The following is a 20,192-nucleotide window of genomic DNA, read 5'->3' on the forward strand; positions in this document are numbered from 1 at the left end:
CACTCAACACTCGTCTGATGAAACGTCTTTCTCTTTGCTGCCCACAATGCGAAGTGCGAAGTAAAGTTCGTCGCACTGCACAAGAATACGCATCGCAAAAAGTCGAGACTATGGCGACGCGCGACATGAAGGCGCGCGTCGGTCACTACACATCAGACAAAATCAAAAATGATGAGTTCAGAAGTATCGTTCCGGGACACGAACATTGTCGCCGGGAAATATCAGCACGGGTGAATCGAGAGCATAGATCTCTTCGACGGTGGCACCCGATCGACGCAAATACACTTTGTTCTCATTGGCGCGGTAGGTGAACCCGCCAGCAGTCGCGACGGCATCCATCACAGTCAGGCCCGTCCGGTAGGGATACTCGCCGCTCTTCTTCACTTCGCCGAGGATGTAGAACGGGCGATATAGCGCGATTTCAACATTCACACGCGGATCCCGTACGATTCCCTTGGCCAAAGCGGACGTGATATTCTTTTCAAGTTGCCGTGTGGTGAGGCCGGCGGCCTTCACGTGGCCCGCAAGTGGAATCGATACGAATCCGTTGCTGTCGACCTCATATTCGCCGGTGATATCACCTTCGCCATAGACCTTCAGACGAACGCGGTCCGTTGGCCCAAGAAGATACGTGCCAGACGGTGAGGCTGCAGAGCCCCGCTGGTCCTGCGCGAGCGCGATCGACGGAGCGACGGCAGTCAGAAAAAGTGAGAGCACCGGCACTATCAAGACCCCGGCACATTTGTTCGCAAGCAGCATGTTAGACCCCCAACACAATACAATTGTGATCGTCTGCATCAATTCGATGACAATTGATGCAGACGACAATTGCGCGAGAGTGTCCGGCAAAAAGCGGCGAAAAAATGTGGCATACTCAGAGAGTGCGCAGATTGCGTACTAGTGTCTCCTTAGAGAACCAGAATCTCTGTGCCTTCGATGGCGATGCATGTGAGAATGCCGCTGCGCCACGCACCTGTGTCAATATTCACACGGTTGTCTCTAATATCCGCATGTGGAACCGGCGTGTGCCCGTGCACCACATAGACGCCATGATCGCGCTTTGAATCCAGAAACTCGTCCCTGATCCACATCAGATCATGCGGATCCTGAGACGACAGCGGTACATTGGGACGAATGCCCGCGTGAACAAATAAAAAGTCACCGCATCTGATATTGTTCCGCAGACAACGCAAAAAAGCGTCGTGTGCCGGAGGGAATGCGGCATGAAAGGCGCGCTGCACGTCGCTCGCCGTTGCCGTGCGCGATGGAGAAACGCCATAAGACGCGAGAGTCTGAAGTCCGCCCAGTTGTCGCCAGTGCTCGAGCGCGCTGGCATCCTCCAGGAAGTCTTCCATGATGGCTTCGTGATTGCCGCGTAGGCAGATTGCGTGGTTATGAACCATGCGGACTGCCAGCAAATCGATCACACCTTTCGAATCCGCGCCACGATCGATGTAATCGCCGATATAAACCTCCGCCGCATAGGCGATCGGGCGACGTTGGATGTCCTCATCAATACGCGCGATGGTTTCCTGCAGCAGGTCGGCGCGTCCGTGAATGTCACCGATGGCATAGATACGCGTATCGGGCGGCAGTGCCGCCTTGTTCGAACCTGACCTGGAGAGGGAGCGCGGCATTTCGCGCAAACTACGATCAGGGAACCGTCGCGGTCAATTTCAATCGGCCGCGCAACGCCTTGGGACTCATAAAGCTTTGGGGATAGCGATGAGCTCAGAAGAAAAGGATACGCGCCGCGACGATCACAGCGACCCAGACGGCCGCATTGAGAAGAAGAAGTCTATTTCGCAGTTTGCGGCCAGATGCGTTACGCCCATCGCTGCTCGAGCTATCCACAGCGGGGAGCACCGCCGTATCCACGACGATCACACGCGAGGGAAATGAAATGTCCCCTGTATTCATCTGAGGTGTTCGTCGAGCAACCATGGCGATGCCGGCAGTATCTGGCGGAGTGAGCATTCTCAGTGCGCAACATAATGGGTGCGCTTTAGTACCGAGTGAAAAATCAAGCTCGAATCGATTGCCGCTTGGTGTCGATTTGTTAAGTGCGGAGATCATGCACCCGATCTCGCAGCGACGCGATGCAATTCGTCGATTTGCGTAGCGTAATTATTTTGCATGGCTGCCGTGAGCGGGATGCAGCGCAGCAAACACACAAAACTATCTAAGCGCTTCCGTGCGCAAAGAATTTTGCGCGCCGCACAATTGTATCAATATTGCGACCGCGTAATCTTACACGCCAATACCGTTTTGCCGCCCCAATTCGTTCGCAGAGTTAAGAAATCTTCAGGGATGAAGGTTCTTGCTGGTCGATGAACATGGTTTCGCATTTGCGAAGTTTGTCGGAAGGAAGGGTTCTGAGTTCGCATGCCTGCCACATCGGCATGCTTCATTTCGATCGTCGCGCACCAAAGTTCCAGCAGGGAGCGAGAGCATGGCCTCTACAGTTTCAGTTGGTTTTGATCGCAATAAGGTGACGCCGCTCTGGAAGGAGCGGCAGTTCATTTCGGTGCGGCCCGTCGAGTTTGCCGGGCACGGGTCCTATCGCAACAGCGCCTATCGGAGCCGTCGGACGAACCAGGTCGCCCGGTGCGAGCCAGCGGATTCGATTGCCAAGCGACTATTCGACATCGCCGCCGCAGGGTCGGCGTTGTTGTTCCTGGCGCCGTTGCTGATCGCCATCGCGGTCATCATCAAGGCGACTTCGCCGGGGCCGGTGTTCTTCACGCAGCATCGCTACGGGTATCGGAACCGGTTCTTCAAGATCTACAAGTTCCGTTCCATGCGCACCGATGCCGGCGACAAGCGCGGCATTCAGCAGACGGTCGAAGGCGATACCCGCGTGACGCGGATCGGAAAATTGCTGCGCAAGACCAGCCTCGACGAAATTCCGCAGCTCATCAACGTGCTCAAGGGCGACATGTCGCTGGTTGGACCGCGGCCCCATGTACCGGGCATGCTGGCCGCCAACGTGCTCTATGAAGACCTCGTGCCATATTACTTTACGCGTCATAGCGCCCGCCCGGGGATCACCGGCCTGGCTCAGGTGAGTGGCTGTCGTGGCAGCACGGTCGAGGCGCCGCGGGCGATCTCGCGGATCGATTACGATCTCGATTACATCGAGAAATGGTCGATGCGGATGGACATCATGATCATCGTGCAGACCGTTCGGCGCGAGTTCCTCTCCGGTAATGCCTTCTGATGCCGACGACCGATTGAGCGGCGGCATCGATCACACCACAGATTGCAGATATCGCGTCGGCGGACCACCGTCCGGCGCTCCGGATTTTTTTGTCTTGAAACCAGCCTCGAACGAAGGGTGACAACCATGACTGCGACGCAACGGACCAAGCAGCTCCTGAAAGATGCCTTCCCGTCGATGTATCTGCGCTGGCGCTTCATGAAGCGCCCCAAATCGGCGGAGCGTGAACTGGCCTATCTCGACAAGATCGTGCCGCAAGGCGCTGTCACGGTGGATGTCGGCGCCAATTGCGGTCTCTACACCCAGCAACTGGCGCGGCTGTCCGGTCAGGTCCATGCGTTCGAGCCGTCGCATGAGATGGCCGATCTGCTCCGGCGCACCTCCGCGTCCAATGTCCGCATTCACGAAGTTGCCCTATCGGATCATGAGGGCGATGCCGAGCTCTACACGCCGCAAGGCGAAGATGGACTTGTCTACGGACGGGCCTCGCTCGAACAGCAATATGAGCCGTCGGTGAAGCAATTGGTCACGGCGCATGTTCCGCTGGCGCGCCTCGATGGTGTCGTACGCGATGACGTGTCCTTCGTGAAGGTGGACGTCGAGGGACACGAGTTGAGCGTCCTGCATGGTGCCGTCGGTCTGATCGATCGGTGCCAGCCGGTCTTCCTTGTCGAGGCAGAGGATCGCCACCGCGCCGAGGCGACGCGCTCGGTGTTCGATTTCTTTCGCGACAAATCCTATCGTGGATTCTTCCTTCAGGACGACGAGGTGATCTCCATAGATCATTTCAACGCTGGGGAAATGCAGGACGCCGATGCGCTGCTGCCCAATGGTGGCCGCAAACCCGGGCAAGCTTACGTCAACAACTTCTTTTTCTTTCCGCAGCATCTCGACGGCGAGTTGATCCTCAACAGCTGAGGCGCATGCGGAATTCTCGGGGGATGTCCGGGTCGTTCTGACCGCGGACTGTTTGCAAGACAGGACATGCAATGCGAATTGCCATGATTGGCGCTGGCTATGTGGGGCTGGTGTCGGGGGCGTGTTTCTCGGACTTCGGCCATCACGTTACCTGCGTCGATACCGATCAGGGGAAGATCGATGCGCTGAACAAGGGTGAGATCCCGATCCATGAGCCTGGCCTCGATGCGCTGGTGGCAAGCAATGCAAAGCAGGGGCGGCTGAAATTCGTCACCGACGTCGCATCCGCTGTCGGTTCCGCGGAAGTGGTCTTCATTGCCGTCGGCACGCCGTCGCGGCGCGGTGACGGGCACGCGGATCTGTCTTATGTCTATGCGGCTGCACGCGAGATCGCGAAGGCCATCAAGAAGTTCACCGTGGTGGTCAACAAATCCACGGTTCCGGTCGGCTCCGGTGACGAGGTCGAGCGCATCATCCGCGAAGAGAATCCGAATGCCGAATTCGCTGTCGTGTCGAATCCGGAATTTCTGCGCGAAGGCGCTGCGATCAGAGACTTCAAGCATCCCGACCGTATTGTCATCGGTTCCAGCGACCAGCGTGCCAAGGACGTCATGGCGGAAGTCTACCGGCCGCTGCATCTCAACTCGTCGCCGATCATGTATACGGATCGCCGTACGGCCGAATTGACCAAATACGCCGCCAACTCGTTCCTGGCGACCAAGGTCGCCTTCATCAACGAGATCGCCGATCTCGCCGAAAAGGTCGGCGCCAATGTGCAGGAAGTTGCGCGGGGGATCGGTCTCGACAACCGGATCGGCCTGAAGTTCCTGCATGCCGGGCCAGGCTATGGCGGCTCGTGTTTTCCGAAGGACACGCTGGCGCTGATCAAGACCGGCCAGGATCACGAGGCGCCTTTGCGCATCGTCGAGACGGTGGTGGCCGTCAACGACCAGCGCAAGCGCGCGATGGCGCGCAAAGTGGCGCAGGCCTTCGGCGGCAATCTGCGCGGCAAGTCCATCGCCATTCTCGGCGTGACCTTCAAGCCCAACACCGATGACATGCGCGACGCACCGTCGATCCCGTTGATCACGGCGCTGCAGGATATGGGCGCAGAGGTGCGGGTCTACGATCCCGTGGGCATGGAGCAGGCGAAGAAGGTGTTTGAAAACGTCACCTTTTGCGAAGGGCCCTATGAATGTGCCCGCGGCTGTCACGCCATGGTCATCGTCACCGAATGGGAGCAGTTCCGCGCGCTCGACCTGAAGGAGATGTCAGCGATCATGGCTTGTCCGGTGATCATCGATCTCCGCAACATCTATTCGCCGGATGAAGTGACGCGGAACGGTTTTCTCTATAGCGGCGTCGGGCGGCCGCAAGCGGTGGCCTATTAGAGCACGATCCCGGAAAGTGGATGCCGGTTTTCACCGACAAACGAATTCGTTTGTCGAGAGATCAGGCTCCATTAAAGAAAAAGCGCGAAGGCGGGGAAGGGCGCAGTAATTTACTGCGTCGCTTCTTCCGTTGTGCCGGGCGCGGTCGCATGTTCGATGCGCGGCGTTGCTGAAGCGTCGCCATAGCTTTCGGTTTGATAGATCGAGTCGAGGTCGCTTCCGCCGAAATACCAGCTTCCGAGAAAATAAGTGGCGCCGATGATGGCTGCGGCCATCACGAGGCCGCGGCCGACGGAGAAAACGATGTCGGCCGTTGTTACCTTATGCGGAGTGATCTTCTGCATGAAGGATTCCCCATGGGGCATACCGTTATCCTGCAACGGTGTGGTCCAGTTGGTGCTCAGGAATTCGAGCGCAAGCAACAGCGCAATCAATCCCGCACAGTGTAGCGCTATCGACCTGACATGTCTGCTGGAAATGCCGAGATCGTCGAGTATCAGAGAACCGATCGAATAAGCTGACAATGCGGCACTCAGACCGCAGATCGCCAAAATCAGAATCAGTTTCAGCATCCGTCCCATTCGCGACCATCGCCAATGGGACTCATTCGTTCAACCGTCACAATTGCGACAATTCAACCCAGAATGTCGCAATACCGAACACAGGCGCGTGAGCAACAGCTTTCTGCGGGGAACCTGAAGATGACGAGAGAGTGACGATGCGTTGCTGGAGTACCAAGGTTATGATGACACCATGAAACAGACTGCATTTGCATTGGCACTCGCCACGGTCATCGCATCGCCAGCCTATGCGAACGAAATCGATCAGATGGCGAACAATCTGGAAACAAGCTGTTCGAACCACTTTCGCAAGCGGCCGAACAAACCTTCGAGCGATTCCAAAAAGTTCTGCAGCTGTTTTGCCGGAACCTTCACATCGACCTTCTCGCTGCGGGAACTCGACGCCGCGAATGGTGTGGTAACAGCGGAAATTCAGGAACAATTCGAGCGCGCTGCGGAGTTCTGCGGCCGTGACGTGGCGCCGTCCGTCGCGCAGGCGGGCAGGGCATGGATCATGGAATCCAACTAGCCTGCAAACCCGGCGATCATTGTCGGCTGTTACCCTGACTCACTGTCGCCTCATTTGACCGCAACTCTTTACCAGTCGGCAAAGTGGGACACATCTTGCGCCGGCATTTGGGGACTGCTCATTGACTGACTCTCGTTTGAAGGCGCAAGTGGCGTCTCGCATGCCTATGCTCCGATGCAAGGAGTCGAAGCTCAGGCAGAAGGTCGGTTCCGCCGTCGAGGCGGTTTCGATCGCATGCGCCCATATCCTAGCTATCGCGGCCCTGGTGATGATCGGCGGTCTCGTCATCTATGTGAGATAATCGTCGTGCGTACTATTCTACTCGGACTGTTCCTGACGGCCGTCGCCCAGCCGTGTTTCGCCCAAAAATTTCTCTCCTTCGAACCTCTGATGATGGACCCGTATTCGACCGTGTTCGTCGATAACGGCTCGTGTTCGCCGGGCAAGGTGCTGAAGGTGCAAGGCGCGCCGAACAACCAGCGTCGCAAGAAAAGCTGCGTGCCGATCAGCGACGTTCGCGGCCCCGGTGCCATCAAAGGCAAATAGCCAAGTCACCGCAACGGCGCTTACGCCGGTGGCTGCTACATCGCAGGTGGCCCATGCCATAGGCGTGATCGATGGCGTCCAGCGGATCGCCCCCGCGCGCGTGCGATGTGGTTTCCGTGGCATCCATGCCCAAATGGGCAGCAAAGGCAGAAAATGCGGGCTTAATTCATCGAAAATGCCCGCATCCGCGCGGACGTCCTGACAAGCGGGAACTGCGTTGCTATGGTCGCGCGTACCGGCCGTGACGTGCCGGGTTCCGAATCGAGATGGATCAGTTCAGGTGACATTTGAGCCTTCCGCGCGTCCGGGTGCAATGCAGGGCGGACTCGCGGCATCGTATATAAATATGACGGACGCCGAGGCCGTCGATCTCGCCCGCGAACGGTTCGGCATCGAAGGCCGCCCGACACGCTTTGCCACCGAGAAGGACGACACCTTCAGGATCGCGCCGGCGAGCGGGCCGCGCTTTATCCTCAAGGTTGCGAATCCGGTCGAGGACATTCCCGAGATTGATCTTCAAGTGCAGGTTCTCGATCACGTCGCGGCGCGTGCGCCCGATCTGCCGGTGCCGCGCGTCATCCCCAACGACAAGGGCGAGCGGCATTTCAATTATCTCGATCGCGCCGGCCAGAACCGCCAGGTGCGGATGATGTCCTATCTCGAAGGTCAGCCTTTGAGCGAGGTGCCGTCGACGGCGTCGGGCAGGGCCGAAATCGGCAAATTGCTGGCGCTGCTCCGCCTCGCACTGGCGGATTTCAGCCATCCGTCGGATTCCCGCACCGTCGCATGGGACGTCAAGAACCTGCTGACCCTGCGCGATCTGCTCGCTGAGATCACCGATGCCGGCCAGCGGCGCAAGGTCGAGGCGGCGCTGGAGCGTTTCGCCGCCATCGAAGGCCGACTTAAACAATGCCGCACGCAGGTGCTGCATAATGATTTCACCCGCTCCAATGTCGTCGTCGATGCGTCGCTGCCGGGTTTCGTCAGCGGCATCATCGATTTCGGCGATACGGTCCGTACCGCGATCGCGATCGATGCCTCGACGGCGATGCTCAACCAGTTGCCGGTCGTGATGGACGGCGATGTGTTTGCCGACGGCCGCGATTTGCTCAAAGGCTATCTGTCCATCGCCGATCTGACCGCGGAAGAACTCAGCCTCATTCCGCATCTGATCTTCTCCCGTCTGGCGACGCGCCTGCTGCTGTCCACGGCCATGGCCAACCGGGTGCCATCCGTCGCCGCCTATGTCCTGCGCAACAATGAGCAGACTTGGGTGCAGATGGACTGGTTCATCGCCCGCTCGATGGACGAGATCTCCGATCAGTTGATGGACTTCGCCAGATAATCTTCGCCACACCCGACCCCGCTTCCAGAGGAAACAAGAACATGACCGCAACCACCAGCGCCCAGCGCGGCAAGATGGTCAACGGCTTCGACCCCGCTACGGCAACCGGCCTCACCGAGGAAAGCCGCAAGCTCGTCACGCGCCGCAGCGAACTGCTCGGCCCGGCCTATCGGCTGTTCTACAGCAACCCCGTCGAGGTCGCGCGCGCCAAGGGCGTGCTGCTCTATGATTCAGAGGGCAACGAATATCTCGACGCCTATAATAACGTGGTGTCGGTCGGCCACTGCCATCCGCGCGTGGTCGATGCGATCACGCAGCAGGCGCAGACCATCTGCACCCATACGCGCTACATCCAGAAGGGCATTCTCGATTATGCCGAGGACCTGCTCGGCACGTTCGACGGGCCGAAGCGCCATGCGATGTTCACCTGCACCGGCTCAGAAGCGAACGATCTCGCCGTCCGTATGGCCAAGCATCACACCGGCAATCAGGGCATCATCATCACCGAGGAGGCCTATCACGGCAATTCGGAGCTGACCGCGGGCTTCTCGCCGTCGCTCGGGCCGTATTCGCCGCTCGGCACCTATGTGCGCCGCGTGCCTGCGCCGGATTCCTATCGCATCGCGCCGGAGAAGATCGGCGCCTGGATGGCCGAGCAGGTCCAGATCCAGATCGTCGACCTGCAGCGCCGCGGCGCCGGTGTTGCCGCCTTCATCGCGGATTCGATGTTCTCGTCCGATGGCATCTTCTCGCATCCGACGGATGTACTGAAGCCGGTGCTCGATGTCGTGCACAAGGCCGGCGGTGTGTTCATCGCCGACGAAGTGCAATCCGGCTTCGGCCGCAGCGGCGAGAAACTGTGGGGCTATCAGCGTCATGGCATCACGCCGGATATCATCACCATGGGCAAGCCGATGGGCAATGGCTATCCGGTTGCTGCCGCCGTGATGCTGCCGGAGATTGTCGAGAAATTCGGACGTGACAACCGCTACTTCAACACGTTCGGTGGCAACACCGTCGCTATGGCGGCCGCACAGGCCGTGCTGAACGTCATTCGCGACGAGAAGCTCGTGGAGAATTCGCTCCGCACCGGCAAGATCCTGCGCGATGGCTTCCACGCGCTGGCGAAGAAATATGAGCAGATCGGTGATGTCCGTGGCTCGGGCCTCTATGTGGGTGTGGAACTCGTGAAGGATCGCAGCACCAAGGAGCCGGATGCCGCCGCTGCATCGGCCGTGGTCAACGGTCTTCGCGCGCGTCGCGTGCTGATCTCGGCGACAGGCCCTCATGCCAATGTGCTGAAGGTTCGTCCGCCGCTGGTCTTCACCGAAGCGAACGCCGATCGCCTCCTCACCGAGGCCGAAGCCGTGATGGCGTCGCTCTGATATGACGCGGGCGGATGCCATCGCGCGGGTCAACGCGCAGTTCACCTCGGGCGACTTCCTCGCCATGCTCGATCGCATGGTGAGCTACAAGACCGAAAGCCAGAGCGACAGACGCGCCGAGGATCTGCGCGCCTATCTCGAACAGGAACTGACGCCGACCTTTACGGCGCTCGGCTTCACGACGGAGATCATCCCGTCGCCATCGGGACGCGGGCCCAATCTGCTCGCGACCTATCATGAGAGCGACGATCTGCCGACCGTGCTGATGTATGGCCATGGCGACGTCGTTCCCGGCATGGAAGGCGAGTGGCGCGATGGTCTCGATCCGTGGCGCTGCACGACATCGGGGGAGCGCGTCTATGGCCGTGGCACAGCCGACAACAAGGGCCAGCACGCCATCAACATCGCCGCACTCCGCGCCGTGCACGAGGCGCGCGGCGGCAAGCTCGGCTTCAATGCGAAGTTCATCATCGAGATGGGTGAGGAGATTGGCTCGCCCGATTTGCCGAAGGTCTGCGAAGCCCATCGCGATGCGCTGAAGGCCGATCTGTTTCTCGCCTCCGACGGGCCGCGTCTCTCCGCCGAGCGTCCGACAATCTTTCTCGGCTGCCGTGGTGGCCGGCGCATTCATCTCGATATCGAGCTGCGCGACGGCGCGCATCATTCGGGCAATTGGGGCGGGCTGCTCGCCAATCCCGCGACGATTCTCGCTTCGGCGATCGCAACGCTGGTCGACAAAAATGGTCGCATCCTGCTCGATGCATTGAAGCCGCCGCGCATCTCCAATCAGGTGCGCGCAGCGCTGGCTGACGTGATCGTGGCGCCGTCTGCGGACGAACCCGCTTTGTCGGAGAATTGGGGCGAAGACGGTCTGTCGCCGGCGGAACGGCTCTATGCCTGGAATACGCTGGAAGTGCTGGCGATCAATGCCGGCAATATCAACAATCCCGCCAATGCCATTCCCGGCAAAGCGAGCGCGGTGCTGCAACTGCGCTTCGTGGTCGGCACCGATATCGAAAATGTCGTACCGGCTATTCAGAAGCATCTCGCTGAAAGCGGCTTCGCTGATATCAAGGTGAGCCAGTCGCAATATTTCTCGGCCTCGCGCACCGATATCGACAATCCATGGGTCGGCTGGGCCGTTGAGTCCGTGCGCAAGACCACGGGCAGCGCGCCGGCGCTGCTGCCGAATTTCGGCGGCTCGCTGCCGAATGACGTGTTCACGGATATTCTCGGCCTGCCCACCGTGTGGGTGCCGCATTCCTATCCCGGCTGCTCGCAGCATGCGCCCGATGAGCACATTCTTCTGCCGGTGACGGAACAGGCGCTGAACATCATGGCGGGGTTGTTCTGGGATCTGGGTGAAGTGAAGAGCCGGGCGCCGTAAGTCCCTCGCCCCGCTTGCGGGGAGAGGGTGGCGCGGACGAAGTCCGCGACGGGTGAGGGGGAGCCAGCGAGTGAAACACTGGCTCCCCCTCACCCAACTTCCACTTGCTCGCGCAAGTGAAAGTCGACCTCGCCCCGCAAGCGGGGCGAGGTAAGCAAGATCAATCCTTCACAAACGCCAGCAGCACGCCGTTACCCTTGCTCGGCGGCACGACAACGCCGACGTCGCTGCGCGTGCCTGCCGAACCCACGGCTTTCTCGGCCGCTGCCACATCTGCCACGCCGAACACCAGTGAAATGCCGCCGCGGTCGGGAATGCCGGCGAGCGATGTGCCAGGGAAGTGTTTCGCAAGCACGTCCTTGGTGACGAATACAAAGTCCGCGCGGTCGCCGCCCGATGGCACGGTCACGGCGCCGTCGGTCTCTGTCTTCACCGCGTCGTCGATCAGCTTCGCCATGTGCGCCGCGTCCTTCTCCGGCTCCGGCGTGACGATGAATACCTTCTTCAGGCGCTTGGCCGTATTGGCATGCACCTGCAGCTCGGGAATCCAGACGGTCTCGCGGGTCTTGTGCTGGCAGGCGAAGATGCGGAGGCCGCCGGGGGCTTCCTCATAGGGCCACTGATAGGTGGCGAATTTCGCCGCGCTCAAAGTGCCGTCGGGCATCGTCACCGGACGCTCGAAATCGGTCGGGCCGATCGGCGTGTAGCCGCGTGCGCGGATTTCCTCGGCGCCGACAGTGGCGTCGGTGGTGGTGAAGGCGATGCGCTCGATGCCGTCGCCGCGCTTGGCGAGAAACGCCCGCGTCGGCGCATTGTGCTCGGTCTCGTTGAGCACGCCGAGCAGCTCCACATAGTCCGGGCCGAGCATCATGGTGTAATTGCCGGAGCCCATCTTGGCGCTGTGGGTGCCGCGCGGCGACACCGTAAAGCCGAGCGACTTCCAGTTCGCGGCGGCGGCGTCGAGGTCCTTGACGACGACCACGGCGTGGTCGATTCCAACGATGTTTTTCAGCGTCACGTGCTCATTACCTTGCAATGGATCAGGTGCGTAAACTATGCAGAATGACAGGGTGCCGCAAGAGAACGGTTATGTTCGGTTGCGCGGCGCAATACATGATTGATGCTGCAGAAAGGCGTGATGATGGATACCGCAAATGTGCCCTGGCCGAAGTCGCTCTGGGCCGGCGTCACGCCTTCGGGTCCGGAATTGCCCGAGCTGAAGGGGGCTGTCGAAGCCGATGTCGTCGTCATCGGCGGCGGCTTCACGGGGCTCTCGACGGCGCTGCATCTGCGCGAGGCCGGCGTGGATGTCGCGGTTGTCGAAGCCATGGAGCCCGGCTGGGGTGCGTCCGGGCGCAACAACGGTCAGGTGATCCCGACGCTGTCGCGGCCTGATCCCGAAGACATCATCAAGCGCTATGGCGCAGCCGGTGAGCGCCTTGTCGGGCTGATCCGTGACAGCGCCTCGATCCTGTTCGATCTCACGCGCCGCTATCAGATCCAGGCTGAAGCCGAGCAGAATGGCTGGATCCAGCCGGTACATTCGCCGGGCCGTATCAAGATCGCCGAGCGCCGCGTGCGGCAGTGGTCCAAACATGGCGCGCCGGTGGAGTTGCTGTCGCGTGAGCAGATGCGCGGGCTGCTCGGATCGGATGCGTGGTTCGGCGGCTTCTGGAACAGGACCGGCGGCCACATCAATCCGCTGGCGCTGGCGCGCGGTCTCGCGCGCGTGGTGCTGGAGCAGGGCGGCCGCATCTATGCGCGCTCGCCGGTGGAGAGCTATGAGCGCAAGGGTGATCGCTGGATCGTCAAGACGAAAGCCGGCGAGATCAGCGCGCGCAGTCTGGTCGTTGCCACCAATGCCTATACCGGCGAATTCTCGAAGCAGCTCTCGCCCGGCATCGCCAGTGAAGTGATGCCGGTGCTGTCCTGGCAGATGGCGACACAGCCACTGTCAGACGAGGCGCGCAAGACCATCATTCCCGGCCGTCAGTCCATGTCCGACACCCATGGCGAATTGTATTTCGCGCGTTACGATGCGCGCAACCGCCTGGTTACCGGCGGCAATGTGGTCGGTCTCGGTGACAAGACGGAGCGGCTGAAAGTGATGGTGACCGAACGCTTGAAGCGGCTGTGGCCGCAGATCGGCGATGTCCAGTTCGACTATGTCTGGAACGGCTATGTGGGCATGACCACCGACTTCCTGCCGCGCATGCACAGACTCGGGCCCAATGCCTATGGTTGGACCGGCTGCAACGGCCGCGGTGTCGCGCTGTCGGTGGCGCTTGGCGATGAATTTGCGAAGGTGGTCCGCGGCGTGCCGGAGAGCGAACTGGCACTGCCATTCTCCGAGCCGGTGCCGATCGCGGCCCATGGACTGATGCGCCTGCTCGCCCCCTTCATGTTGCTGGTCTATCGGCGCAGGGACGCGAGGGAAATTTGATCTCAAGTCGTCCCCGCGAAGGCGGGGACCCATACACACTATAGATCAAATCAGAAAAAGATCGCCGTAACTCTGCCACTTCTATTACGCCGACCGTGGTTATGGGTCCCCGCCTTCGCGGGGACGACATCGAGAGCTTTCACCTCAATAGAATCTATACCGTCACAGGCGCTCTGCTCCGCGCAAAATCGCCGCCGGGGATCGAGGCCAGCAGCGCCTGCGTATAAGCATGCTGCGGATTGCCGAACACCTCGCCGGCCAATCCATGCTCGACGACTTCGCCGTCCTTCATCACGGCCACCAGATCGCAGATCTGCGCGGCGACGCGCAGATCATGCGTGATGAAGACGATGGAGAGCCCGAGCCGCTCGCGCAGCTCGTGCAGCATCTTCAGCACCTGCGCCTGCACCGAGACGTCGAGCGCGGAGACGGCTTCATCCGCCACCAGCACATCGGGCTTCAGCGCGAGCGCACGCGCAAGGCCGATACGCTGACGCTGGCCGCCGGAGAATTCATGCGGGAAACGGTCGATGGCCGAGGGATCAAGGCCCACCAGCCGGAACAGTTCCTTTGCCTGCGCCATGGCGTCTGCGCGTGGCGTGCCATGGACGATCGGGCCCTGCGCCACGAGCTCGCCGGCCTTGCGGCGCGGGTTGAGCGAGGCGAACGGATCTTGAAACACCATCTGGATATGTTGGGTCTCGCGGCGCACCTCATCGCGCGTAAGCTTCGCCCAGTCCTTGCCTTCCAGTAGGATTGATCCTCCATCGGGATCGATCAGCCTGATGATGCAGCGGGCCAGCGTCGATTTGCCGGAGCCGGATTCGCCGACAATGCCCAGCGTTGCACCGCGCGGCAGTTTCAGCGAGACGGATTTCACCGCATGCGTCACGCGTACGCCGCGACCGAGAAAGCCGCCATTGCGATAGGTCTTCGAGACACCGGCGAGATCGAGGATGATGTCATCCGAGAGCGCACGCGGCGGCGGCGCCGTCAGCGGTGGCACGGCGGCGATGAGCTGCTGCGTATAGGGATGCTGCGGATTCGTCAGCACATCCTTCACGGTGCCCTGTTCGACCACATTGCCGTGCTGCATCACCACGACCCTGTCGGCGATCTCGGCGACCACGCCGAAATCGTGGGTGATGAACAGCACCGCGGTATTCCGGCGGCTCTGCAATTCCCTGATCAGCTTGAGGATCTGCGCCTGCGTGGTGACGTCGAGCGCAGTGGTCGGCTCATCCGCGATCAGCAGGCGCGGATCGAGCGCCAGCGCCATGGCGATCATGGCGCGCTGGCGCTGGCCGCCGGAGAGTTCGTGCGGATAGGCGCGCGCCGCCTGCGCGGGATCGGGAATGTGCACGTCGGCAAGCAGCGCCTGCACGCGCGCCTTGATCTCCTTCTTCGAAAGTTCGGTGTGGATCTCGAACATCTCGCCGATCTGGTCGCCGATGGTGCGCAGCGGATTGAGCGCCGTCATCGGCTCCTGGAAGATCATCGCGATGCCGGCGCCGCGCACCTTGCGCATCTCGGCATTGCTGGCGCTGGCGAGGTCCTTGCCCTCGAACAGCACGCGGCCGCCATCGATGGCAACTTCGCCCGGCAGAAGCCGCATGATGGCATTGGCCATGACAGACTTGCCGGAGCCGGATTCGCCGACCACGCAGACGATCTCGTTGGCAGCAATTGCCAGCGAGACGCCGTTCAGCGCATGCGAGCGGTCGGCGCCTTTCGGCAGCTTCACGCTGAGGCCGTCGATGGTGAGGATCGGATTGTCCACGGCGCTCATCGGCTCTTCAGCCTCGGATTGAGTGCATCGTTGAGGCCCTGGCCGACCAGCGACACTGACAGCACGGTGAGCAGGATCGCGATGCCGGGGATCGCGGAGACGTACCACTGCACGCGCAGCACGTCGCGGCCGAGGCCGATGAGATTGCCCCATGATGCGACATTCGGATCGGAGAGGCGCAGGAAGGCGAGGGCGCTTTCCAGCAGGATCGACAGCGCCATCACCACGCTGGCATAGACGATCACCGGCGGTAGCGCATTGGGCAGGATCTCGCCAAGGATCAGCTGAATATCTTTCATGCCGAGCGTGCGTCCAGCCTGGACGAATTCACGGCTGCGCAGCGACATGAACTCCGCGCGCGTCAATCGCGCGGGCGCGGGCCACGAGACGATGCCGACCGCAATAGTCACCGTCGTGATGGTCGAGCCGAACACCGCGACCAGCACCAGCAGCAGCACGAAATTCGGCAGCGTCTGGAACGCTTCGGTGATGCGCATCAGGATGGTGTCGACCTTGCCGCCATAGAAGCCGGCGAACGCCCCGATCAGCACGCCGATGACGACCGCGATCAGGGTGGCCACGCCGCCGATCAACAGCGAGATACGCGCGCCGTAGAAAATCTGCGCGGCGATGTCGCGGCCGGAATTATCGGTGCCGAGCAGAAAGCGCGGATTGGAGAATGGCCAGATCAGCGGCCGCCCGGCCAGCGCCAGCGGATCGCGCGGATAGAGCCAGCTCGCCGATATGGCCATCACGATGACCACCAGCAGCAGCAACAGGCCAACTACGGCGGCCGGACTGCGGAAATAGCGTTTCACGGCGTCCATCGTCAGCCCTCCGCCTGGATGCGCGGATCGAGCCGCGCATAGAGAAGGTCGACAAGGAAATTGACCAATATCACCAGCAACGCCGAGACGAAGACGATGCCGAGCAGCGTGTTGAGATCGCGCTGCACGACAGACTCATAAGCGAGACGCCCGAGGCCAGGCAGAGAGAACACGCTCTCCACCACGACCGAGCCGCCCAGCATGGTGCCGGCCTGCAGACCGATCAGCGTCACCATCGGCAGCAGCGCATTGCGCAGCACATGCTTGGCCACCACGCGAGTCTCGTCGAGCCCCTTGGCGCGCGCGGTGCGCACGAAATCGAGATTGAGCACTTCCAGCATGGAGGCGCGCATGATGCGCAGATAAATGGCGAGGAAGATCAGGCCCAGCGTCAACGTCGGCAGGATCAGATGCTGCGCGATGTCGATGGTGCGGCCAAAGCCGCTCTGTACGGCGCCGATATCCTCGAAGCCGCCGGCCGGCAGCCACTGCAGATAGATCGAGAACACCACGATGGCCATCAGTCCGAACCAGAATGACGGGGTGGCGTAGAAGACGAGGCCGAGCGTGGAGATCAGCGTATCCGGCCACTTGTTGACGCCGCGCGCGGCGATGACGCCGAGCAGCAGGCCGAAGAAGAACGCAAAGGACAGCGACGCCGTCATCAACAGGATCGTCGGCGGTAGCCGTTCGATGATCACGGTGGCCACCGGTTTGCCATAGATCGAGGAGAAACCGAGATCGAGGCGGATCAGCCGCCACAGATAGTTGCCGAGCTGCATCGGGATCGAGAGGTCGAGCCCGTAGAACTTGCGCAGCTCGCGCGCGGTTGCGGCATCGCCGCCGCCCATCTGCGCCATCATGGCGTCGACGGTGTCTCCCGGTGCGAATTGCAGCAGCAGGAACACGCCGATCAGGATCAGGAATAGTGTTGGTATCGAGGCGGCGAGCCGCCGCCCCGCAAGGCTCAGGATGCGCATCTGGCTATTGTGGCGAAGTTTGGCTCAGGCGGAAAGCCAAAGATCGTGCCAGCTCGACGATCCCCAGCGCGGCGTGTTGGAATGGTTACGCGCCTTAGCATTGATCACCGTGACGAAGATCTGTTCGATCGGCATCCACACCGGCAGTTCGGTGTTGGCTTCCTTGACGAAGGTCGCATAGAGCGCCTTGCGCTTGACCGGATCGATCTCGGTGGCGGCGTCGTCGATTACCTTGTCGATGGCGTCGTTCTTCCAGTCCCACTGGTTGGTCCAGGGCGCGCCCTTCGGCTGGCCGGAGCGATACCAGACCGTGGTCGAGACCGCGGGATCGTTGCGATACTGGTGCCAGCCCGTGCCAAGGTCGAAGGCGTGGTCGTCATAGACCTGCTTCAGGAAGCCGCCGCCGTCGTTGCGGACGATCTCGACGGGAATACCGACTTCGCTCAGCGACTGCTGGATGAAGGTCGCCCACAGCGAGATGTCCTCGCCCCACGGCGCGGGCAGCAGACGCAGCGAGAAACGGGTGCCGCCGGCGCCGGGCTTGAAGCCAGCCTCGTCGAGTAGCGCGATCGCCTTCTTCTTGTCATAGGCATATTGCGGCGTATCCGGGCCCGGATAGAAGTCGGTTGAGACCGAGGGGATCGGGCCGGTGCCGAGCTTGGCGAAGTCGCCGAGGAAGTTCTCGATGAAGAACGGCACATTGATCGCATGCGCGATGGCGCGGCGAACGCGGATATCCGCAAGCTCCTTGCGGCGGAAATTGAACTCGATGGTGTTGGTGCGCGCGTTGCCTTCATTGCCCTTGGTGGAGACGATGAAGCGCTTGTCCTTGCCGAGCCGCGCCATGTCGGAAATCGTCAGGCCCGAGAACGGCGAGTAATGCAGGTCGCCGGCTTCCAGCTGGGCTGCTGCGGCGGCGCGGTCGGTGACCACCTTCCAGACGATGCGGTCGAGATAGGGCGCGTTTGGGCGCCAGTAATTCTCGTTGCGGTCGGCGATGATGTACTGGCCGCGCTCGTATTTGTTGAACTTGAACGGGCCGGTGCCGACCGGCGCGAGATTGGTCGGGTTCTGGCGGATATCGCCGGTCTCGTAGAGATGTTTGGCGGAGATGTAGCCGAGGTCCGGCAGCGCGCGGAGCAGCAGGCCGAGCGGCATCGGGCGCTCATATTTGAAGATCGCGGTCTGCGCATCCGGCGTTTCGACGGCGGTGAGGAACAGTTGCAGGGTCGATCCGTAATTGAGGATCTTCTTCCACATGTTCATGGCGGTGAATGCGACGTCGGCCGAGGTGAACGGCTTGCCGTCGTGCCAGGTCACGCCCTTGCGCAACTTGAAGGTGATGGTCTTGTTGTCCGGGGACGCCTCCCAGCTTTCCGCCAGCACACCGACCGGCTGGCCATTGGCGTCGAGATCGACCAGCGACTCCTGGATCTTGCCGCCGATGATGTAGACGCCGGTGGAGGCCTGAATGCTGGGGTTGAGCTGACGCTGTTCTGCACCGTAATGGACATTGAACACGCCGCCCTTCTTGGGCGTTTCCTGCGCGAAGGCGCGGAACGGGTTCGCGACATTGGCGGCAATGGCGGCGGAGGTCAGCAGTGCCGTGCGGCGCGTCATTTCCAGGCGGGTCATGGTGTCGAAATCTCCTGCGTCGGGCCTGCGCAGATGGAACCAGCGCATGGCCCGCGCAACCTACGGCACAAGGCCGGAGGGAGTCATTCTCTAATCCTCTGCGGGAGGGAGAATTCTTGCAGAACCAAGGTGTTCCCTGGCATGAATGCTGCGCCCGATTGTTAGGCAGGCAAGCTTTCGGACTAAGCAATTCCGGGTTTTTCCACGGGGTTGAACGCCTTCCCATTCGGCTCGAAGCGAGGGCCGGGACCTGATACAAGCCCCGATAGATGTCTCGACCACTCCAATCCGGATGATCCCATGCGCAAGCTGACCGTCGCCGCCGCCCAGTTAGGCCCGATCCAGAAAGCCGAAAGCCGCGAGGCCGTGGTCAAGCGGATGCTGGTGCTGCTGGACGAGGCCAAGGGGAAGGGCGCCGACCTCATCGTCTATCCCGAGCTTGCGCTGACCACCTTCTTCCCGCGCTGGTACATGACCGACCAGAAGGAAGTCGACACCTGGTTCGAGTCCGAAATGCCGAATGCTGCGACGCGGCCGCTGTTCGATGCCGCCGCCAAGGCCGGTATCGCGCTGTCGATCGGATATGCCGAACTGACGCCCGACGGCCACCACTTCAACACCCAGATCCTCACCGACAAAACCGGCAAGATCGTCGGCAAATATCGCAAGGTGCATCTGCCCGGCCATGTCGAATTCGACACCGAGCGTGCCTTCCAGCATCTGGAAAAACGCTATTTCGAACCGGGCGACCTCGGCTTTCCTGTCTTCCGCGCGCTCGGCGGTATCTTCGGCATGATGGTGTGCAACGATCGTCGCTGGCCGGAATCCTATCGCGTGATGGGCCTGCAGGGCGTCGAGATGATCGTGCTCGGCTACAACACGCCGTCGGTGAATTCGCAGAAGTCGGTCGAGGGTCCGGAGCAGCGCCTGTTCCACAATCGCCTGTCAGTGCAGGCCGGCGCCTATCAGAACTCGACCTTCGTCGTCGCCGTCGCCAAGGCCGGCGATGAAGACGGTCATCCCCTGATCGGCGGCTCGCTGATCGTCGATCCCAACGGCGTCATTCTCGCCGAAGCCAAAACCGAAGGCGACGAGCTGCTGGTGTGCACCGTCGATCTCGACGACACGAAGTTTGGCAAGGACACCATCTTCGATTTCAAGCGTCACCGCCGCATCGAGCATTACGGCCGGATCACCAGCCAGACGGGCGTGGTTCTGCCGCCGGAGTGAGCGGTTA

The 20,192-nt window shown here is 61.1% G+C and carries 19 protein-coding genes; 10 read left to right on the plus strand and 9 right to left on the minus strand.

The features are described 5' to 3' along the window. Positions 1 to 177 precede the first annotated feature (177 nt). The 3 genes from AB8A27_RS04200 to AB8A27_RS04210 form a co-directional block, all read right to left on the minus strand. Positions 178 to 759: a polysaccharide biosynthesis/export family protein gene (locus tag AB8A27_RS04200; RefSeq protein WP_441240825.1), complete on the minus strand. Its 582-nt coding sequence runs from the start codon at positions 757 to 759 to the stop codon at positions 178 to 180. Between the two features lie 149 nt (positions 760 to 908). Next, the gene (locus AB8A27_RS04205; RefSeq protein ID WP_441244821.1) at positions 909 to 1,637 is read right to left on the minus strand and encodes a metallophosphoesterase family protein; all 729 of its coding nucleotides are present in this window, start codon (positions 1,635 to 1,637) and stop codon (positions 909 to 911) included. Positions 1,638 to 1,731: 94 nt separating this feature from the next. Continuing rightward, a complete protein-coding gene (locus AB8A27_RS04210; protein ID WP_441240826.1) occupies positions 1,732 to 2,076 on the minus strand; it encodes a hypothetical protein in 345 nt (114 codons plus the stop codon). 376 nt (positions 2,077 to 2,452) lie between these two features. Here AB8A27_RS04210 and AB8A27_RS04215 point away from each other — a divergent pair, with 376 nt between their 5' ends. The 3 genes from AB8A27_RS04215 (at position 2,453) to AB8A27_RS04225 (ending at position 5,529) form a co-directional block, all read left to right on the plus strand. Then, positions 2,453 to 3,220, plus strand: a complete 768-nt coding sequence (locus tag AB8A27_RS04215) for a sugar transferase (RefSeq protein WP_441240827.1) — start codon at positions 2,453 to 2,455, stop codon at positions 3,218 to 3,220. A 126-nt stretch (positions 3,221 to 3,346) separates the two neighbouring features. Next, positions 3,347 to 4,138, plus strand: coding sequence for an FkbM family methyltransferase (locus AB8A27_RS04220; protein WP_441240828.1), 792 nt, complete (start codon positions 3,347 to 3,349; stop codon positions 4,136 to 4,138). Between the two features lie 71 nt (positions 4,139 to 4,209). Beyond that, positions 4,210 to 5,529 (plus strand): UDP-glucose dehydrogenase family protein, encoded by a 1,320-nt coding sequence (locus AB8A27_RS04225; protein ID WP_441240829.1) that lies wholly within the window; start codon positions 4,210 to 4,212, stop codon positions 5,527 to 5,529. A 110-nt stretch (positions 5,530 to 5,639) separates the two neighbouring features. Here AB8A27_RS04225 and AB8A27_RS04230 read toward each other — a convergent pair whose 3' ends face one another. Next, on the minus strand, positions 5,640 to 6,101 hold the full coding sequence (locus AB8A27_RS04230) for a hypothetical protein (protein WP_441240830.1): 462 nt from the start codon (positions 6,099 to 6,101) through the stop codon (positions 5,640 to 5,642). A 181-nt stretch (positions 6,102 to 6,282) separates the two neighbouring features. Here AB8A27_RS04230 and AB8A27_RS04235 point away from each other — a divergent pair, with 181 nt between their 5' ends. The 5 genes from AB8A27_RS04235 to AB8A27_RS04255 all read left to right on the plus strand — a co-directional run bounded on the left by AB8A27_RS04235 (position 6,283) and on the right by AB8A27_RS04255 (position 11,281). Next, positions 6,283 to 6,618: a hypothetical protein gene (locus tag AB8A27_RS04235; protein WP_441240831.1), complete on the plus strand. Its 336-nt coding sequence runs from the start codon at positions 6,283 to 6,285 to the stop codon at positions 6,616 to 6,618. Between the two features lie 306 nt (positions 6,619 to 6,924). Next, positions 6,925 to 7,164: a hypothetical protein gene (locus AB8A27_RS04240; protein ID WP_441240832.1), complete on the plus strand. Its 240-nt coding sequence runs from the start codon at positions 6,925 to 6,927 to the stop codon at positions 7,162 to 7,164. 346 nt (positions 7,165 to 7,510) lie between these two features. After that, entirely contained in the window at positions 7,511 to 8,509 is a 999-nt protein-coding gene (locus AB8A27_RS04245) for a phosphotransferase (RefSeq protein ID WP_441240833.1), read from the plus strand. A gap of 41 nt (positions 8,510 to 8,550) precedes the next feature. Beyond that, the gene (locus AB8A27_RS04250; RefSeq protein ID WP_441240834.1) at positions 8,551 to 9,894 is read left to right on the plus strand and encodes an aspartate aminotransferase family protein; all 1,344 of its coding nucleotides are present in this window, start codon (positions 8,551 to 8,553) and stop codon (positions 9,892 to 9,894) included. A 1-nt stretch (position 9,895) separates the two neighbouring features. Continuing rightward, entirely contained in the window at positions 9,896 to 11,281 is a 1,386-nt protein-coding gene (locus AB8A27_RS04255; RefSeq protein WP_441240835.1) for a M20 family metallopeptidase, read from the plus strand. Between the two features lie 160 nt (positions 11,282 to 11,441). Here the strand turns inward: AB8A27_RS04255 and AB8A27_RS04260 are convergent, their stop codons facing one another. Further along, positions 11,442 to 12,299 (minus strand): VOC family protein, encoded by an 858-nt coding sequence (locus AB8A27_RS04260; RefSeq protein ID WP_441240836.1) that lies wholly within the window; start codon positions 12,297 to 12,299, stop codon positions 11,442 to 11,444. A 123-nt stretch (positions 12,300 to 12,422) separates the two neighbouring features. On the opposite strand from AB8A27_RS04260, the gene AB8A27_RS04265 reads away from it, so the two are divergent. Then, positions 12,423 to 13,724, plus strand: a complete 1,302-nt coding sequence (locus AB8A27_RS04265) for an NAD(P)/FAD-dependent oxidoreductase (protein ID WP_441244822.1) — start codon at positions 12,423 to 12,425, stop codon at positions 13,722 to 13,724. A gap of 154 nt (positions 13,725 to 13,878) precedes the next feature. Here AB8A27_RS04265 and AB8A27_RS04270 read toward each other — a convergent pair whose 3' ends face one another. Genes AB8A27_RS04270 through AB8A27_RS04285 form a run of 4 tightly spaced genes read right to left on the minus strand, consistent with a single transcriptional unit; the run spans position 13,879 to position 18,955 of the window. Then, a complete protein-coding gene (locus AB8A27_RS04270; RefSeq protein ID WP_441240837.1) occupies positions 13,879 to 15,513 on the minus strand; it encodes an ABC transporter ATP-binding protein in 1,635 nt (544 codons plus the stop codon). Further along, positions 15,510 to 16,340, minus strand: coding sequence for an ABC transporter permease (locus AB8A27_RS04275; protein WP_441240838.1), 831 nt, complete (start codon positions 16,338 to 16,340; stop codon positions 15,510 to 15,512). Before AB8A27_RS04275 ends, AB8A27_RS04270 begins: the two co-directional genes overlap by 4 nt. A gap of 2 nt (positions 16,341 to 16,342) precedes the next feature. Beyond that, positions 16,343 to 17,320 (minus strand): ABC transporter permease, encoded by a 978-nt coding sequence (locus AB8A27_RS04280; RefSeq protein ID WP_092149384.1) that lies wholly within the window; start codon positions 17,318 to 17,320, stop codon positions 16,343 to 16,345. Positions 17,321 to 17,344: 24 nt separating this feature from the next. Continuing rightward, a complete protein-coding gene (locus AB8A27_RS04285; RefSeq protein ID WP_441240839.1) occupies positions 17,345 to 18,955 on the minus strand; it encodes an ABC transporter substrate-binding protein in 1,611 nt (536 codons plus the stop codon). A gap of 300 nt (positions 18,956 to 19,255) precedes the next feature. Between AB8A27_RS04285 and AB8A27_RS04290 the strand changes: the two genes are divergently transcribed. Beyond that, on the plus strand, positions 19,256 to 20,185 hold the full coding sequence (locus tag AB8A27_RS04290; protein WP_441240840.1) for an N-carbamoyl-D-amino-acid hydrolase: 930 nt from the start codon (positions 19,256 to 19,258) through the stop codon (positions 20,183 to 20,185). Positions 20,186 to 20,192: the final 7 nt, after the last annotated feature.

Origin of the sequence: Tardiphaga sp. 768_D3_N2_1, from assembly GCF_052076105.1 — a bacterium.
GTDB lineage: Bacteria > Pseudomonadota > Alphaproteobacteria > Rhizobiales > Xanthobacteraceae > Tardiphaga.

What these genes read in the sequence shown, in the direction of transcription:
- AB8A27_RS04200 (WP_441240825.1), bottom strand. Translation starts at nt 759, where the DNA reads ATGCTGCTTGCGAACAAATGTGCCGGGGTCTTGATAGTGCCGGTGCTC.
- AB8A27_RS04205 (WP_441244821.1), bottom strand. Translation starts at nt 1,637, where the DNA reads ATGCCGCGCTCCCTCTCCAGGTCAGGTTCGAACAAGGCGGCACTGCCG.
- AB8A27_RS04210 (WP_441240826.1), bottom strand. Translation starts at nt 2,076, where the DNA reads ATGATCTCCGCACTTAACAAATCGACACCAAGCGGCAATCGATTCGAG.
- AB8A27_RS04215 (WP_441240827.1), top strand. Translation starts at nt 2,453, where the DNA reads ATGGCCTCTACAGTTTCAGTTGGTTTTGATCGCAATAAGGTGACGCCG.
- AB8A27_RS04220 (WP_441240828.1), top strand. Translation starts at nt 3,347, where the DNA reads ATGACTGCGACGCAACGGACCAAGCAGCTCCTGAAAGATGCCTTCCCG.
- AB8A27_RS04225 (WP_441240829.1), top strand. Translation starts at nt 4,210, where the DNA reads ATGCGAATTGCCATGATTGGCGCTGGCTATGTGGGGCTGGTGTCGGGG.
- AB8A27_RS04230 (WP_441240830.1), bottom strand. Translation starts at nt 6,101, where the DNA reads ATGCTGAAACTGATTCTGATTTTGGCGATCTGCGGTCTGAGTGCCGCA.
- AB8A27_RS04235 (WP_441240831.1), top strand. Translation starts at nt 6,283, where the DNA reads ATGAAACAGACTGCATTTGCATTGGCACTCGCCACGGTCATCGCATCG.
- AB8A27_RS04245 (WP_441240833.1), top strand. Translation starts at nt 7,511, where the DNA reads ATGACGGACGCCGAGGCCGTCGATCTCGCCCGCGAACGGTTCGGCATC.
- AB8A27_RS04250 (WP_441240834.1), top strand. Translation starts at nt 8,551, where the DNA reads ATGACCGCAACCACCAGCGCCCAGCGCGGCAAGATGGTCAACGGCTTC.
- AB8A27_RS04255 (WP_441240835.1), top strand. Translation starts at nt 9,896, where the DNA reads ATGACGCGGGCGGATGCCATCGCGCGGGTCAACGCGCAGTTCACCTCG.
- AB8A27_RS04265 (WP_441244822.1), top strand. Translation starts at nt 12,423, where the DNA reads ATGGATACCGCAAATGTGCCCTGGCCGAAGTCGCTCTGGGCCGGCGTC.
- AB8A27_RS04270 (WP_441240837.1), bottom strand. Translation starts at nt 15,513, where the DNA reads ATGAGCGCCGTGGACAATCCGATCCTCACCATCGACGGCCTCAGCGTG.
- AB8A27_RS04275 (WP_441240838.1), bottom strand. Translation starts at nt 16,340, where the DNA reads ATGGACGCCGTGAAACGCTATTTCCGCAGTCCGGCCGCCGTAGTTGGC.
- AB8A27_RS04280 (WP_092149384.1), bottom strand. Translation starts at nt 17,320, where the DNA reads ATGCGCATCCTGAGCCTTGCGGGGCGGCGGCTCGCCGCCTCGATACCA.
- AB8A27_RS04285 (WP_441240839.1), bottom strand. Translation starts at nt 18,955, where the DNA reads ATGACCCGCCTGGAAATGACGCGCCGCACGGCACTGCTGACCTCCGCC.
- AB8A27_RS04290 (WP_441240840.1), top strand. Translation starts at nt 19,256, where the DNA reads ATGCGCAAGCTGACCGTCGCCGCCGCCCAGTTAGGCCCGATCCAGAAA.